Genomic DNA, 15,493 nt, shown 5'->3' on the forward strand with positions numbered 1-15,493 from the left:
CGGGGTTTTGTGTTGCCGGGGCGGGGGTTTCGGACGCTCGTACGGATTGAGCGGATGGCGTGCGGCACGGCGGGGCAGGATGGGCCACGGTCCCGGTCCGGCCCGGTCCGGGGTACGACGAGGGGGGGCGCGTGATGGGGCGGCGTACGGCGTGGTGGCGGGCGGAGACGCGGTGGGGCCGTGGAGCCGTCGTGCGGGCGGCTGCCGGGTGTGCAGCGCTCACGGCGGTGCTGACGGCCGTCCTGGGCGGCTCGCCCGCGTCGGCGGCCGGGGCGCCCGGGGCGTACGCCTTCGACGACGACGCCCGGTCGGTCTCGGGTGCGACGAGCACCGCCGACGCCGAACCCCTCGCACCCGGCACCACGTACCGCAGCTCCCTCCCCGCCGCCGGTGAGCTGTACTACCGCCTCGAACTCGACGCCACGTCGAACGTGTACGTCTCCGTCACGGCCGTCCCTCCCCCCGGGACGACGGTCTCCGCGGGTGACGGCGTCAAGGTGACGGTCCAGGACGCCGACAGCCACACCTGTTCCCTCGACACCGTCAGCATCGGCGCCGGCCGCAGCGCCCGCCCCCTCACGGCGCTGGGGGAGCGCAACGCCCTGCGCGGCGGATCCCTGTGCAAGGAGGCCGGCACGTACTACGTGCTCGTCGAGCGGGTGCGGCGGGGGACGGAGACCGCACCGCCCTTCACGCAGGAGTGGGGCCTGGAAATCGCCCCCGTGTCGGAACCCCGCCTCGCGCGGGCCGGAGCGACCAGCGCGCCCGAGGTCTGGGACTCCGCCTCGCCCGCGCCCCCCGGCGGCGAGGCCGTGGGCCGAGAGGGCGGTGCCGGCTTCGCCGCGGCGACGTCCGTGGGGCAGGGCGTCTGGCGCGACGACCTGCGGCCCGGGCAGACGCTCTTCTACGAGGTGCCCGTGGACTGGGGGCAGCAACTGCACGCCACCGCCGAACTGGGCAGCGTGAACAGCGATGCCGGCTTCGTGCCCAGCGCGCTGACCCTGTCCCTCTACAACCCCGTACGCGGCCAGGTCGACGCCGACGGGGTCGGGTACGACGGCAGCCAGAAGTCGGCGGTGCTCAGACCGCTGCCGCCGATCGCGTACGCCAACCGCTTCGCCGTCTCCGACCACGTGAGCGGCATGCGGTTCGCCGGCAGGTACTACCTCGTCGTGCATCTCGCGGAACAGATGGCCGACGACTTCGGTGACGGACCCTTCGACCTGACCTTCCGTGTCGGCATCGAGCACACCGCCGAGGCCGGTCCCTCGTACACGGGACGGTCCGAGCCGCGGGACGTCTTCCAGGTCACGGCCCAGGAGCGGGATACGGCGGCGGCGCAGGAGAACGGGGAGGTGGCCGCAGAGGGTGGGGACGAGGTGATGAAGGTCGTCGCCGTGGGAGGTATCGGCGGGGGAACCGCGGTGCTGGTGGTGCTCGGGGTGTGGACGGGGCTGGGGCGCAGGCGGGGGCGGGCGCGGGCCTAGGCAGGGCCTCAGATTCGGGTCAGGGCCCAGAAACCCACCGCGTAACAGGCCAGCGCGAGCAGCAGGAGCGGAATCGCCACCTTGGCGGGCGGCCCGGCCCTGCGTGCGGAACGGGCGGCCCGGTGGCGCGGTTGCGTGGATGACTGCGCCGGAGGTGGAACCTGCGGGGCCTGCGCGGTGTATGAAGCAGTAGAGGGTTCATGAGCGCGCTGGTACAGGGCCGTTGTGGCGGCCTGCGGGGAGTGGTGGGGGGAGACGTGCGGAGGCGGGGGAACTCGGTGTGGCTGTGGCTGTGCTTGCGGCTGTGGTTGCGCGTGAGGAGGGTGCGGGGTGGCGGGCTGGTCCTGGGGGGACGAGGTGACGGTCGGCTGAGGGGGCGGCAGGTGGAAGCTGCCGGTGTCCGACATGGAGGGCGGCTTCGAGGGGTTGACGGGCGGCGCGTGAGGGGGAGTGGGAGATGCGGCGCCTTCGGCCCCTGCGGCGGGAGCCGGGGCCGGAGATATGTGACCCCCCGTGCCCATCCAAGATGCTTTGTCCGGAGGGGCGGGTGTGTGCCCTTCCTCTGGACGGGAGGGAACGCCGGCGGCACTCGGCTGGGAAGGTGTGCCCTTTCCGGACGGGAAGTGTGCCCCCGTTCCTGGCACGGACGGCACGTCGGTTCCCGGCCGAACGAACGGAGGGCCCTCCCCCGGCATGGACGGTATGCCCCCGCCCGCCGACCCGGCGGCCCTCTCCCGCTGCCCGGGAGCCTCCTGCGCCGGACGGGCAGCCTCGTGTCCCGGGCTGGGAGCGGCTGTCCCTGACCCGGCAGCCCCATCCACCGCCCCGACCCCGATCCCGCCGGTCCCGACCCCGGGTCCGTTCCCGGCCCTCTCGCCCTCCGAATAGACCCCTCCGGACGACCGGGGAGCCTCCTCCGCCGGTCGGCGTACGGTGCTCGCGCCCGTGTCCACACCAGGGGCCCGCTTGAGAGGGCCCGTGGGGGCGAACCCCGGTGGGAGGGGCCCGAGTTGGTCGAAGATCTCGATGATCTCGTCGTCGGGGCCGGGCTCGGGGAGGAGCTCGGCGGCCGAAGCGAGGGCCTTGCGCGCGCCCGTGGCCGTACGGAAGCGGGCGTGCGGGTCGGGCTGGAGCAGAGACGCCACGACCTGCCACAACGGATCGGGAATGCCCTGGGGAGCGCTGGGCGTGCCGTGCGCCGTGAAGTACTGGATGAGGGCCTTGGCGTCCGGCTTGGCGCCCTCCAGCAGATACAGGGCGGTGAGACCTACGGCGAACAGGTCCGCGGGGAAGTCCGGTTCCGCGCCCATCATCTGCTCGGGTGCGAGGTAACCCGGCGTTCCCACCACGAGGTTGGTCTCCGTCAGGCGCGCTTCGCCCAGCCGCATCGCTATGCCGAAGTCGGACAGGCGTAGCCGCGGACGGCCCGTGCCGGTGGCTTCCAGAAGCACGTTGGCGGGCTTGATGTCACGGTGGACGACGCCTTCCGCGTGCACCGCGGTGAGCCCGGATAGGAGCTGGTCGAGCAGGGTGCAGACGAAGGCGGGCGGCAGCGGACCGTAGTCGCCGATCAGGTGGACGAGCGATCCACCGGCGACCAGTTCCATGGTGAACAGGACTTTGTCGTCGTCGGCGGCCCAGCTGGCGGGCGCGAGCACATGGGGGTGGTCGATCCGCAGCGCCTGTTCCCGGACGAAGCGCAACAGGGCGTGTGCGTCGCTCTGTTGCAGGACCTTGGCGGCGACGTACCGGCGACGGCGGTGGTCCCAGGCGCGCCAGACGGCGCCCACTCCTCCGCGTCCGATCGGGTCGGCCAGTTCGTACCGGCCGGCGAAGACCTCACCCATGGCAGTGCGTCGCTCCTCCCCCTTCGGGCCCTTGCGGGTTACCCCCGTGCTCTCCCTGCTTCCCCCGTGATGAGTGATACGACCCCTCTCACGCCCTCGACGGTGTGGGACACACCCCCGCGTGTCCCCCCGGCGAGAACGCGACCCCCTCGCGTCCTCCTCGGCCGTCGGCCCGGCTGCCGAACCCCCTTCGGTGCCGGGCCGCGGTGTCAGCTCTGGTGGGACTGGTAGTGCGTGACCGCGTCGGAGGTACGGCCGGCGCCGTACACCCGGAGGAACTCTGCCAGTTCCGGGTGGGTCGGGGCGAGGGTGTCGGCAGCCTCGATGATGTCTCCCGCGGCCGCCACCGAGCGCAGCAGCGACTGGATCTCGCGGACCACCCGCTTGACCGTGGGCGCCCCCGAACTGCTGGTCGTGTGTGTGGTGTTGCTGAGCACCGAACCCCCCTGCGACTTCTTGATCTCGTCCATCCGGTCGGTCGCCTCGGCCGCGCTGACGCTGCCGTCCGCGACCTGCCCCGCCAGATCCTGGAGCAGTTGCACCCGCTGGACCACGGCGGGATTGCCGATCTTCGCCCGCTGACCGCTCATCAGCTGCGACAACATCGGTGCGGACAGTCCGAGAACCCCCGCGAGACGAGCCTGGTTGAGACCAAGATCGTCGATGAGCTTACGGAAGAGCGCCCCCAGCGGCTCCCCATACCAGTTCCGCTGCAGTTCCCGCGCTCTTGCGGTGGCTTCCTGCTGTGCGGCGTCCATTGCGTCTCCCCATCGCTTTCCCCAAAAACGGTGGTTCGCTGTCGCGAACCACGCCGAGCATCTTACGGAGAGTGGTCTTCCACGGGGACCCCCCATCTTTTTGCGAGATACCGGGGGTGACCCGGTACTCTGGTCTCCGTCGCCTCCCGGGATGTGGTCCCTCCGGGCAGTCGACCATCCTCCGGGGCCTTAGCTCAGTTGGTAGAGCGCTGTCTTTGCATGGCAGATGTCAGGGGTTCGACTCCCCTAGGCTCCACATAAAAAACGCCCTCTGAACTGCGGAAACGCAGTTCAGAGGGCGTTCTTGCGCACCGGGCCCCGGTGGGCCGTGTTTCACGTGAAACCGTGCGCCGCCGGGCTGTAGAAGCCTTGCTCAGCCGCGGTCGTCGCGGTGTGCCGCTTCCTCCTCGGCCTGCTTGGCCTGCACCTCCGGGTCGAGCACGGCCTGGTCGCTGCCGTCGACCGACGCCAGATGGCTCGGCTCCGGTACTTCGGTCGCGGCCGGCGGCTCGACCAGCCAGTCCGGGTTGGCCTGCTTGTCCCACCACTTCCAGGCGGCGAAAGCGCCACCCGCGACGAGACCCGCCACCGCCAGTGCCTTGGCGAGCCGACCGGCCCGGGCCCGCCGCTCGTGCTTGCGGACCAGCTTCCGGATCTCCTTGGGCGAGACCTGACCCCGCAGTGCCGCCAGAGCGGCGGTGCTGCGAGCGGTGGCCTCGTCACGGACGGGGCCCGTCGCGGCCACCGCCTGCTCGATCCTCGGCCGGGAGTAGTCGGCGGCCTGCTTGGCGGCCTTGCGGGTACGGACCGCCGCCTGGTGGGCGGCGTGGTCGACCTTCGGCGGGACATGGGCGAGAGCCTGTGAGCGGGCCAGTTCCAGACGCGGCGCGAGATGGGCGTCGTACTGGACGCGAGCCTGTTCGGCGGCCTGCGACACCTTCGGCGCGAGCCGTACGCGTGCCTCGTGCGCATAGTGCGCGGTCCTGTCCTTGGCGGTGTCGGCGTAGGGCGCCACCACTTCCGCGGCGTGCAGCACGCTGTCCTTCGCCGAGCCGGTCGCGGAGCGCACGCTGTCGATGCGGGTCACGGGTTCCTCCTCCTCGGTGGCGTACGGTATTTCGACTTTCCACCCTTTTACGGATCATGCCTCTCGGGGAGCCCCGGAGCATGTGAGGGCGGGCATCCGGGTCACCGATCACGTGCAATAGCGGATGAATGATGAATACGGGGCAACAGGAGCTTGTCGTCGACAATGCCACGGATCGCTGCGCTGTGCCCCTGCCCTGGAACCACTAGGCCGGATTTCTGCGAGGGAAACGCCCGAACACCCGGCGCACGGACGGGTGCCGGGCGACGCACGGCACGAACCGTGCAAGGATCGGAAGGGCACAGAAGGACAACGGAAGGCAGATCGTGGCCGAGCAGCTTTACGCCACCCTGAAGACGAACCACGGGGACATCGAAGTCCGGCTCCTGCCGAACCACGCTCCCAAGACGGTCCGTAACTTCGTCGAGCTCGCCCAGGGCGAGCGCGAGTGGACGCACCCCGCCACCGGCGAGAAGTCCACCAAGAAGCTCTACGACGGCACGGTCTTCCACCGCGTCATCAGCGGTTTCATGATCCAGGGCGGCGACCCGCTGGGCACCGGCATCGGTGGCCCGGGTTACGAGTTCGAGGACGAGTTCCACCCGGACCTCGGCTTCAACAAGCCCTACCTGCTGGCCATGGCCAACGCCGGCCCGGGCACCAACGGCTCGCAGTTCTTCGTCACCGTCTCCCCGACGGCGTGGCTGAACCGCAAGCACACCATCTTCGGCGAGGTCACCGAACCGGCCAGCCAGAAGGTCGTGGACGTCATCGCGGCCGTCCCGACCACCCGGCCCAACGACCGTCCCGTCAAGGACGTCGTCATCGAGTCGGTCGTGATCGAGACCCGCGAGAGCTGACCTCTCCGCGATCCGCGCGGCCGACAGCCTCTCCGGCCTGCGCGAAGGGAACCAATCGCCCCGTTCATCCGTAAGGATGGACGGGGCGGGTGCGTGTGCGTACAACGACTTAGGGGACTGTCATGGACCAGGCGGCGAGCAGTTCGCAGGATGCCCAGAGCCTGCCCGGCTGTTACCGGCACCCGGACCGCGAGACCGGTATCCGCTGCGTCCGCTGCGACAAGCCGATCTGCCCGGAGTGCATGGTCAGCGCCTCCGTCGGCTTCCAGTGCCCCGACTGCGTCCGCGGCGGCTCCGGCACCGGTCACAGCCCCACCGCCGCCCAGCCCCGGACCATCGCCGGCGGCACCATCGCGGCCGACCCCCGGCTGCTCACCAAGATCCTCGTCGGGATCAACCTCGCGGTGTTCATCGCGGTGCGGGCCCGGCCCTCCCTGCTGAACGACCTGGTCCTGCTCGGCGCCTGGCCGCCCGCCCCGTTCGCGCCCACCCAGGGCGTCGCCGGCGGCGAGTACTACCGACTGGTCACCTCGATGTTCACGCATCAGGAGATCTGGCACATCGCCTTCAACATGCTCAGCCTCTGGTGGCTCGGCGGCCCGCTCGAAGCGGCCCTCGGCCGAGCCCGCTACCTCACGGTCTACATGGTGTCGGGCCTCGCAGGCAGCGCCCTCGCCTACCTGCTCACCTCCCCGAGCACCGCCACCCTCGGTGCCTCCGGCGCGATCTTCGGTCTCTTCGGCGCCACCGCGGTCCTGATGCGTCGCCTGAACTACGACCTGCGCCCGATCATCGCCCTGCTGGTGATCAACCTCATCTTCACCTTCAACCCGGGCTTCAACATCTCCTGGCAGGCCCACATCGGCGGTCTCGTCGCCGGTGTCGTCACGGGCTACGCCATGGTCCACGCCCCGCGCGAGCGGCGCGCACTGGTGCAGTACGGCACCAGCGCACTGGTCCTGGCCGTGATCGTGGTCATGACGCTGCTGAGGACCGCGCAGCTCACCTGACCCCCGCGTTCTCCCAGCTGAGCGGGTGTTGTCCACAGCGCGTGGCCACTCCTGTGCATACCGTGCGGGAACAGGTGTGCCCCCTGTCGCTGACCTGTGTTTCCGCAGGTCAGGCAGGGGGCGAACAGGTTTTCGGTTGCCGGTGTGTCAGTCGTACCAGCGTCAACACCCGATGGGTTATCCACAGATCGTCGTCTTTTCCCCAGCGGGCTGTGGAAATTTCCGCCAGGCTGTGGATAACTCAGCGGATACCCCTGGGCAGAGCTACTTCCGTGGAGCTACTTCCACTGGGTGGAGACACCGAATCCGGCGGCGATGAAGCCGAAGCCCACCACGATGTTCCAGTTGTTCAGGGAGTCGATCGGCAGGGAACCGTCCGTCACATAGAAGACGACGATCCAAGCCAGGCCGATGAGGAACATGGCCAGCATCACGGGTGCGACCCAGGAGCGGCTGGTCAGTTTGATGGCGGTCGCCTGCTTCGCCGGGGGCGGCGTGTAGTCGGCCTTCTTGCGGATACGTGACTTCGGCACGAGGGTCTCTCCTGTCGATGCGCTGCGTGGCCGCGCAGGGAACTGGGGCGGGCTCCGGGGCAGCGTACAAGGGGACACTTAGTGCTCCCCCGGGCGTCCGTTAGCGTAGTGCTTCCGCGGCGCCGAAGGAGATAAGGGTACGTTGAGCAATTCTGCCGACTTCCCCGGGACGGGATCCAGCCCTGCCGGCCGGCGGCGTTTCCGGCCCGTGCGGATCCTCACGGCGGGCGTCTTCGCCCTCGCGGGACTCATCTTCTTCACCAGTTTCGACACAGCCAAGGGCACCAACATCCGGACGGACGCGTCCCTGCTGAAGCTGTCGGACCTCATCCACGAGCGCAGCCACAAGAACGGCCAGCTGGACGAGTCCAACGGTGTCCTGCGTCGCGACATCGAGTCGCTCGCCGAGCGCGACGACGGCAGCACTCAGGCCGAGGACGACAAGCTCGCGGCTCTGGAGAAGAACGCGGGCACGCAGAAGCTCTCCGGCGAGGCGGTCTCCGTCACCCTCAACGACGCCCCGCCGGGCGCGACGGCCAAGCTCCCCGGCTATCCCGAGCCGCAGCCCGACTACCTGGTCATCCACCAGCAGGACCTCCAGGCGGTGGTGAACGCCCTGTGGCAGGGCGGTGCCAAGGGGATCAAGGTCATGGACCAGCGGCTGATCTCGACCAGTGCCGTGCGCTGCGTCGGCAACACCCTGATCCTTCAGGGCCGCGTCTACTCACCGCCGTACAAGATCACGGCGATCGGTGAGCCGGACGCGTTGCAGAAGGCGCTCGCGGCGAGTCCGGCGATCCAGAACTACATGGTGTACGTCAACGTCTACGGGCTCGGCTGGAAAGTCGAGGAGGACGGGGCGGTGACTCTGCCCGGCTACTCGGGCACAGTGGATCTGCAGTACGCGAAGCCCGTGGAGTGAGTCCCGGGTAGGCCCCTGGGGAGCTGCCGGTGCGCGTAGTCGTCAGGACCGTCAGCGAGCTGTGCATCACCGCCGGCGCCCTGATCATGCTGTTCGTCGTCTATGTGCTGTTCTGGACCGGTGTGAAGGCCGACCATGTGATGGACGACCAGATCGACCGGTTGCAGAACCAGTGGTCGCAGGAGCCGGTACGGCCCACGACGAGCGCGAGTCCGGGCGCCCCGGAGAGTCCGCCCGAGCCGGCGGCGTACCGGGCGGGGAAGCCCTTCGCGATCATGTACATCCCGCGGCTTGGTTTCACGTGGAACAAGCCGGTGCTGGAGAACACCGCCACCGACACGCTGAAGAAGGGCCTCGGCCACTACGCGCGGTCCGCGCCGCTCGGGCAGCGGGGGAACTTCGCGGTGGCCGGTCATCGGCGCACGTACGGGGATCCCTTCAAGGACTTTCCGAAGCTGCGCCGGGGCGATGCGGTGGTGCTGACGGACGGGACGACCTGGTTCACGTATCGGATCGACAAAGGCCCCTACAAAACAGTGCCCTCGGACGTCGAGGTGATCGACCCTGTGCCACGTAAGTCGGGGTATACGCGTCCGGGCCGCTACCTCACGCTGACCACGTGCGATCCGGAGTGGGGGCACAGCCACCGGCTGATCGTCTGGGCGCACCTGGACTCCACACAGCCTGTGGAGGCTGGGAAACCAACGGCGCTGCGCCGTTAGTCTGGTGCGGTACGGCGTGAGACCGGTGCCGTGGTACGACGGAAGGGACGGCATGTACGGCTGGATCTGGCGGCATCTGCCGGGGAACGCGTGGGTGAGGGCGGCTGTCTCACTCGTGCTGGTCGTTGCTGTGGTCTACGTCCTGTTCCAGTACGTCTTTCCGTGGGCCGAACCGCTGCTGCCCTTCAACGATGTGACGGTGGACAACCAGTGAGCGCACGGATTCTCGTCGTCGACAACTACGACAGCTTCGTCTTCAACCTGGTCCAGTACCTGTACCAGCTGGGCGCCGAGTGCGAGGTGCTGCGCAACGACGAGGTGTCGACGGCGCACGCCCAGGACGGCTTCGACGGCGTGCTCCTGTCGCCGGGTCCGGGGACGCCCGAGGAGGCCGGGGTCTGCATCGAGATGGTGCGCCACTGTGCCGCGACGGGCGTGCCCGTCTTCGGGGTGTGCCTGGGCATGCAGTCGATGCAGGTGGCGTACGGCGGGGTGGTGGACCGCGCGCCCGAGCTGCTGCACGGCAAGACCTCGCTGGTCGAGCACGGGGGCCGGGGCGTCTTCGCGGGCCTGCCCAGCCCCTTCACGGCCACCCGGTACCACTCGCTGGCCGCGGAGCCGGCCACGGTGCCGGCCGAGCTGGAGGTCACCGCCCGTACCCGTGACGGCATCGTCATGGGGCTGCGGCACCGGGAGCTGCCCGTCGAGGGCGTGCAGTTCCACCCCGAGTCGGTGCTGACGGAACACGGGCACCGGATGCTGGCCAACTGGCTGGTGGAGTGCGGGTACCAGGGCGCGGTGGCGAGGTCGGCGGGGCTCGCCCCGGTGGTGGGCAGGGCCTCGGCGTGACCGCCCTGCGCCCCGAGCGCAAGGACTCGTACGGCGGGGCGCCGTACGAGTCGTACGACTCGGTGCCGTACGAACAGCCCGCCGGCCGCGGGGTGCCGTACGAACAGTCCGCCGGTCGTGAGGTTCCGTACGAGCTGCCGATCGACGACGAGACGGTGGCGCTGCGGATACCCCCGCCGCCGCCCCGTCCGATGGGCGGCGAGTCCATATCCGCCCCTGGGGGCCCCTCTGCCTCGTCAGCCACGGGAACCACCACGGGTGGCCGTGCGGCCCGTAGAAAGGCCGCCAAGGGCCGTCACGGGCGTCATGGGGGCGCTCCGGAGACGGCGGAGACGTCGGCGGAGGCATCGGCGGACTCCTCCGACACGGGTCGGCCGCTCTCCCGGATGGAGGCGCGACGGCAGGAGCGGGCGCGCAAGCCCGGGGCGGCGGTCGTCGCCAGCCGGGCCGTCGGTGAGGTGTTCATCACCACCGGCGTGCTGATGCTGCTGTTCGTGACCTACCAGTTGTGGTGGACGAACGTCCGGGCGCACGCGCAGGCGGACAGGGAGGCGAGCAGCCTCCAGGACGGCTGGGCGAGCGGCAAGGGCAACCCGGGGACGTTCTCGCCGGGCCAGGGCTTCGCCCTGCTGCACATCCCGAAGCTGGACGTGGTGGTGCCGATCGCGGAGGGCGTCAGCAACAAGAAGGTGCTGGACCGGGGCATGGTCGGCCACTACGCCGAGGGTGCGCTGAAGACGGCGATGCCCGACGCGAAGAGCGGCAACTTCGGCCTGGCGGGGCATCGCAACACCCACGGCGAGCCGTTCCGGTACATCAACAAGTTGAAGCCGGGCGACGCGATCGTCGTGGAGACGCAGGACAAGTACTTCGTCTACAAGATGGCGTCGATCCTGCCCGTGACGTCGCCGAGCAACACGAGTGTGCTGGAGCCCGTGCCGCCGGGGTCGGGGTTCACGAAGACCGGGCGCTACATCACGCTGACCACATGCACCCCGGAGTTCACCAGCAAGTACCGGATGATCGTCTGGGGCAAGATGGTCGAGGAACGGTCGCGCAGCAAGGGCAAGCCGGATGCGCTCGTCGAGTAAGGGCAGATGACAAGTGGCAGCGACCACCGACGGCACGGCAGAGCAGACCGACGCCACCGGATCCGCGCCCGCACCGCGTCGCCGCGGACCGGGGCCGATCGCCGTGGCGGTCAGTGTCTTCGGCGAACTCCTCATCACGGCGGGCCTGGTCCTCGGCCTGTTCGTCGTCTACTCGCTGTGGTGGACGAACGTCCTCGCCGACCGCAAGGCCGACCAGCAGGGCGACAAGGTCCGTGACCACTGGGCCCAGGAGAACACCGGTCCCGGCGCGCTGAACACGGGGGACGGCATCGGCTTCCTCCATGTGCCCGCGATGCGGAACGGCGAGGTCCTGGTCGAGAAGGGCACGGAGGCGAAGGAGCTGAACGACGGTGTCGCCGGCTACTACACCGACCCCGTCAAGGCCACGCTCCCGACCAGCGGCAAGAAGGGCAACTTCGCCCTCGCCGCCCACCGTGACGGTCACGGAGCGAAGTTCCACAACATCGACAAGCTCAAGTCGGGCGACCCGATCGTCTTCGAGACGAAGGACAAGTGGTACGTCTACAAGGTCTACGCCGTCCTCGCCGAGACCTCGAAGTACAACGTCGAGGTCCTCTCGTCGGTCCCCAAGGAGTCCGGCAAGAAGAAGGCCGGCCACTACATCACCCTGACGACGTGCACGCCGGTGTTCACGAGCCGGTACCGGTACGTGGTGTGGGGTGAGCTGGTGCGGGTGGACGACGTGAACAGCGAGCGGACGCCGCCGAAGGAACTGAACTGACAGACCTCTTTTGAGAGGGTCTGTCGCCTGGCATGGTGGAGGCCCGAAGCCGCAACTTTCTCTTGCGGCTTCGGGCCTCTGTGTGTCACGCCGTGTCACTCCAGGATCTTCAGTGGTTCCCCGGTGCTCCATTCCTCCAGCACTCCACGGTGTACCGCGGTGATTCCGGCCTCGGCGGCGATGCTCAGGGCTTCTGGGGTGAAGGGGCACGTGGCCACGTACAGGGCCACTTCCGCGCGGTACAGAACCTTGGCCGACCCGATGAACTTCTGGACGTCGGGGCTGGTGATGTTGAGGTAGGGCGCGTACCTCTTGCACTGGACGACGAGGCGTCGCCCGTCGGCCGTGAGCCCGATGACGTCGACGCCCCGGTCTCCGTGACCGCCCTGTACGACGACGTTCGTACAGCCGTCCCGGAGCAGCAGTTTGGCGATGTGGTGCTCGAACGTGCGGCCGTTCATGGCGTCCATGGATGCCATGACTCCGATGGCGGGCCGGTCGTCTCGGGTCCCTTCGAGCCTCTGCAGCCGTGAGTGGTGCTGGTGGAGCCGTCGTTCGATGCGCTGGACTCCCGCCCGCAGGGCGATCAGTTCTCTGCGGTGTTCTCCCGACGTTTCGATCAGGGCGTTGAACATCGGGACTACGGTCCTGCCGAGGATGTGGGTGATGCGCTGGTCGATGCGGGCGTCGAGGGAGACCTCGGTTGCCGGGCCAGGGTTTTCCACGGGCTGAGTGCGCGCCAGGTACTCCATGTCGAGCAGGTAGGTGCGTACCTGACGGGCGACTTCACTGTCGCGGAGGAGCATGGCGATGTTGAGGATGGCTCGACGGGAGTGGATGGTGAGACTGCGGCGGGCTTGTGGATGACTGCCGAGCGAGAGTGACATGGTGTCACTCTCGAACTTTCGCAGGTCAGCGCCCCGCAGCACCGTCATGCCGTTGGCTTCCAGTTCTGCTCGGTGGCGCTTGGCGAGCTGCCGGATGACGTCGGCGGTGACCTCGAAGTACGCCGCCACCATCGCCGTGGTCACATGCATCCCGTCCGGCAGCAAGGACAGTGCCTTGACCCTGTCGAGTACGTCCGTGCGTTCCAGGACGCTGTCGCGCAGGGTCTTCGATTCCAGCAGTGCTGCTTCGGCGATCATGTTCTGCCCTTCTGTCGGCGGTGTGACCGCGTGGCCAGGGCAGCGCTCTGAGACACCCCACCCCATGTGGTCAACGAGCCGCCACATATGAAGACACGATCGACGTACGTACGTTTATGCGGCGAAGCGGGTGACGTGTTCGGCGAGGTGATGCGAGCCGGCAGTGGTGTGTGGCGTGGGTGCGTCGGCCGTGGACGCGGCAGGGCCCCGGCACTCTGATGCGAGTGCCGGGGCCCTGACGGTGAGGCGAGGTCAGTCCTCGGTGCGGGCCGCCGTTCCGGAGACGCCGCCGAAGAAGCCTCCGTTGTCGTTGTCGCCGTTGCCGCCGTTACCGTTGCCGTTGCCGTTCTGGATGGCGACCAGGTTGACCGCTGTTCCCCGATCGACCTGGGAGTTGGCCTGCGGGTCCTGGGTCAGGACCACGGCGTTGTCGTCCTGGGAACCCTGGATGGAGCCCACGGTCAGCCCCGCGTTCTGGATGGCCTGCTTGGCGTCCTTGAGGGACAGCTGGGTCAGGGTCGGCACCGTGACCTTCTGGTTCTCCGCCTGCTTGCCGACGCTGATCTGGACCGTGGAGTTCTTGTCCGCCTGCTGACCGGCGTTGGGCGTGGTCGAGATGACCTTGCCCACCTGGTTCTGGTCCTGGGTCTCGACCTCGGTGCAGTTGCCGACCAGGTTGTTGGCCGTCATCTGGGCCTTGGCCTCGTCGCAGGACTTGCCGAGGACGTCCGGGACGGTGGCCTTCTCCTCGGCCTTGGCGATGGTGAGGGTGATCGTGGAGCCCTTCTCCACTTCCTTGCCCTTGACCGGGTCCTGGTCCAGGACGGAGTCCGGTTCGTCCGAGGACTCCCGGGTCTCGGTCTTGACCTCGAACTTGTAGTCGTCGCCTTCGAGCTTGTCCTTCGCCTCGTCGACGTCCAGCCCGATCACGCTGGGGACGGTGACCTTCGGGGCGCCGGTCGAGACGACCAGGTTGACCGTGGAGTCCTTGTTGACCGAGGTCTTGGCGACGGGGTCCTGGTCGCAGATCTTGCCCTTGGGCTGCTCTTCGCAGGCCTTCTGGGTGACCGTGCCCACCTTGAGGCCGGTGTTGGTCAACTGCGACTTCGCGACGGCCTCGGTCTGGCCGACGATGTTGGGCACGTCGACCGTGTCGTTGCTCACCCCGTCGCCGTCGAAGATCCACATGCCGATGAGGATCGCGCCGATGAGCACCAGGGCACCGGCCACGACCAGCAGGATCGTCGAGGTGTTCGACTTCTTCTGGCGGCGCCGGTCGGGGCGGTCGTCGTAGCCGTAGCCGCCGTCGTCCGGGTTCATCGGCGGCAGCATGGTCGTGGCGCCCGCGTCGGCGCGCAGGGCCGTCGTCGGCTGGTCGTCGGGGTAGCCGCCGTAGCCGACCGAGCCCATGGCCGAGGTGGCCGCGACCGGCTGGCCGTCGAGGCAGGCCTCGATGTCCAGGCGCATCTCGTCGGCGGACTGGTAGCGGTAGTTCGGGTCCTTGACCAGTGCCTTCAGGACGATCGCGTCCATCTCGGGCGTGAGCTCGGGGTCGAAGACGGACGGAGCCTGCGGCTCCTCCCGTACGTGCTGGTACGCGACCGCCACCGGGGAGTCGCCCACGAAGGGCGGCCGGACCGTCAGGAGTTCGTAGAGCAGACAGCCCGTGGAGTAGAGGTCGGAGCGCGCGTCGACCTGTTCGCCCTTGGCCTGCTCCGGGGAGAGGTACTGGGCGGTGCCGATGACCGCGGAGGTCTGGGTCATCGTCATGCCGGAGTCGCCCATGGCGCGGGCGATGCCGAAGTCCATGACTTTGACCTGGCCGTTGCGCGTCAGCATGATGTTCGCCGGCTTGATGTCACGGTGGACGATGCCGGCCCGGTGCGAGTACTCCAGGGCCTGGAGGATGCCGATGGTCATCTCCAGCGTGCGCTCCGGCAGCAGTCTGCGACCGCTGTGGAGGAGCTCACGGAGGGTGGAGCCGTCGACGTACTCCATGACGATGTACGGGATCGAGACCCCGTCGATGTAGTCCTCGCCCGTGTCGTAGACCGCGACGATCGCGGGATGGTTGAGCGAGGCGGCCGACTGGGCCTCCCGGCGGAACCGGGCCTGGAAGGACGGATCGCGCGCGAGATCCACACGCAGCGTCTTCACCGCCACGGTGCGGCCGAGCCGGGTGTCATGGGCGAGGTGTACCTCCGCCATGCCACCACGGCCGAGCACGTGGCCCAGCTCGTACCGGCCGCCGAGGCGACGCGGCTCTTCCATAGCTTCCTACCAGCCCTCTCCGTCGGTCCCGACCGGCACGGCTCGTGCGGTCGGTGGCTGCCGTCCGGGCCTACCGTACCCGGATGGCTTGGTGTGACCTGGCCAAGCCCGTCACCCGATACAGGACCGGTATCGCAACGTGCACCGA

15 protein-coding genes and 1 tRNA gene are annotated in these 15,493 nt (G+C 68.8%); 10 read left to right on the forward strand and 6 right to left on the reverse strand.

Annotated features, from left to right (window positions below):
* Positions 1-191: 191 nt before the first annotated feature.
* Positions 192-1,487: a hypothetical protein gene (locus tag ACZ5VD_RS13900; RefSeq protein WP_468682325.1), complete on the forward strand. Its 1,296-nt coding sequence runs from the start codon at positions 192-194 to the stop codon at positions 1,485-1,487.
* Positions 1,488-1,495: 8 nt separating this feature from the next.
* Here ACZ5VD_RS13900 and ACZ5VD_RS13905 read toward each other — a convergent pair whose 3' ends face one another.
* On the reverse strand, positions 1,496-3,334 hold the full coding sequence (locus ACZ5VD_RS13905; protein WP_468682326.1) for a serine/threonine-protein kinase: 1,839 nt from the start codon (positions 3,332-3,334) through the stop codon (positions 1,496-1,498).
* Positions 3,335-3,543: 209 nt separating this feature from the next.
* A complete protein-coding gene (locus tag ACZ5VD_RS13910) occupies positions 3,544-4,092 on the reverse strand; it encodes a helix-turn-helix domain-containing protein (RefSeq protein WP_468550047.1) in 549 nt (182 codons plus the stop codon).
* A 183-nt stretch (positions 4,093-4,275) separates the two neighbouring features.
* Here ACZ5VD_RS13910 and ACZ5VD_RS13915 point away from each other — a divergent pair.
* Positions 4,276-4,348 (forward strand) — tRNA-Ala (locus ACZ5VD_RS13915).
* Between the two features lie 117 nt (positions 4,349-4,465).
* Here the strand turns inward: ACZ5VD_RS13915 and ACZ5VD_RS13920 are convergent.
* Complete coding sequence (locus tag ACZ5VD_RS13920) at positions 4,466-5,179, reverse strand: DUF5324 family protein (protein WP_468550046.1); 714 nt, start codon at positions 5,177-5,179, stop codon at positions 4,466-4,468.
* A gap of 326 nt (positions 5,180-5,505) precedes the next feature.
* Between ACZ5VD_RS13920 and ACZ5VD_RS13925 the strand changes: the two genes are divergently transcribed.
* Complete coding sequence (locus ACZ5VD_RS13925; RefSeq protein WP_468550045.1) at positions 5,506-6,039, forward strand: peptidylprolyl isomerase; 534 nt, start codon at positions 5,506-5,508, stop codon at positions 6,037-6,039.
* A 122-nt stretch (positions 6,040-6,161) separates the two neighbouring features.
* Positions 6,162-7,049: a rhomboid family intramembrane serine protease gene (locus tag ACZ5VD_RS13930; RefSeq protein ID WP_468550044.1), complete on the forward strand. Its 888-nt coding sequence runs from the start codon at positions 6,162-6,164 to the stop codon at positions 7,047-7,049.
* Positions 7,050-7,327: 278 nt separating this feature from the next.
* On the opposite strand, the gene crgA is transcribed toward ACZ5VD_RS13930, so the two are convergent.
* The gene (gene crgA, locus ACZ5VD_RS13935) at positions 7,328-7,582 is read right to left on the reverse strand and encodes a cell division protein CrgA (protein WP_468550043.1); all 255 of its coding nucleotides are present in this window, start codon (positions 7,580-7,582) and stop codon (positions 7,328-7,330) included.
* Between the two features lie 142 nt (positions 7,583-7,724).
* Between crgA and ACZ5VD_RS13940 the strand changes: the two genes are divergently transcribed.
* Genes ACZ5VD_RS13940 through ACZ5VD_RS13965 form a run of 6 tightly spaced genes read left to right on the forward strand, consistent with a single transcriptional unit; the run spans position 7,725 to position 11,929 of the window.
* Positions 7,725-8,504, forward strand: coding sequence for a DUF881 domain-containing protein (locus ACZ5VD_RS13940; RefSeq protein WP_468550042.1), 780 nt, complete (start codon positions 7,725-7,727; stop codon positions 8,502-8,504).
* Between the two features lie 29 nt (positions 8,505-8,533).
* The gene (locus ACZ5VD_RS13945; protein ID WP_468682327.1) at positions 8,534-9,226 is read left to right on the forward strand and encodes a class E sortase; all 693 of its coding nucleotides are present in this window, start codon (positions 8,534-8,536) and stop codon (positions 9,224-9,226) included.
* Between the two features lie 16 nt (positions 9,227-9,242).
* On the forward strand, positions 9,243-9,440 hold the full coding sequence (locus tag ACZ5VD_RS13950) for a hypothetical protein (RefSeq protein ID WP_468550335.1): 198 nt from the start codon (positions 9,243-9,245) through the stop codon (positions 9,438-9,440).
* Positions 9,437-10,075 (forward strand): aminodeoxychorismate/anthranilate synthase component II, encoded by a 639-nt coding sequence (locus ACZ5VD_RS13955; RefSeq protein WP_468682328.1) that lies wholly within the window; start codon positions 9,437-9,439, stop codon positions 10,073-10,075. The genes ACZ5VD_RS13950 and ACZ5VD_RS13955 overlap by 4 nt, the downstream gene beginning before the upstream one ends.
* On the forward strand, positions 10,072-11,166 hold the full coding sequence (locus tag ACZ5VD_RS13960) for a class E sortase (RefSeq protein WP_468682329.1): 1,095 nt from the start codon (positions 10,072-10,074) through the stop codon (positions 11,164-11,166). Before ACZ5VD_RS13955 ends, ACZ5VD_RS13960 begins: the two co-directional genes overlap by 4 nt.
* Before the next feature lie 13 nt (positions 11,167-11,179).
* Positions 11,180-11,929, forward strand: coding sequence for a class E sortase (locus tag ACZ5VD_RS13965; RefSeq protein ID WP_468550038.1), 750 nt, complete (start codon positions 11,180-11,182; stop codon positions 11,927-11,929).
* 95 nt (positions 11,930-12,024) lie between these two features.
* On the opposite strand, the gene ACZ5VD_RS13970 is transcribed toward ACZ5VD_RS13965, so the two are convergent.
* Both ACZ5VD_RS13970 and pknB read right to left on the reverse strand, forming a co-directional pair.
* Positions 12,025-13,074: a restriction endonuclease gene (locus tag ACZ5VD_RS13970; RefSeq protein ID WP_468550037.1), complete on the reverse strand. Its 1,050-nt coding sequence runs from the start codon at positions 13,072-13,074 to the stop codon at positions 12,025-12,027.
* A 252-nt stretch (positions 13,075-13,326) separates the two neighbouring features.
* Positions 13,327-15,345 carry a Stk1 family PASTA domain-containing Ser/Thr kinase gene (pknB, locus tag ACZ5VD_RS13975; RefSeq protein ID WP_468550036.1) on the reverse strand — a complete coding sequence of 673 codons (2,019 nt, stop codon included), beginning with the start codon at positions 15,343-15,345 and terminating at the stop codon, positions 13,327-13,329.
* Positions 15,346-15,493: the final 148 nt, after the last annotated feature.

The organism is Streptomyces sp. NPDC032822, from assembly GCF_055578825.1.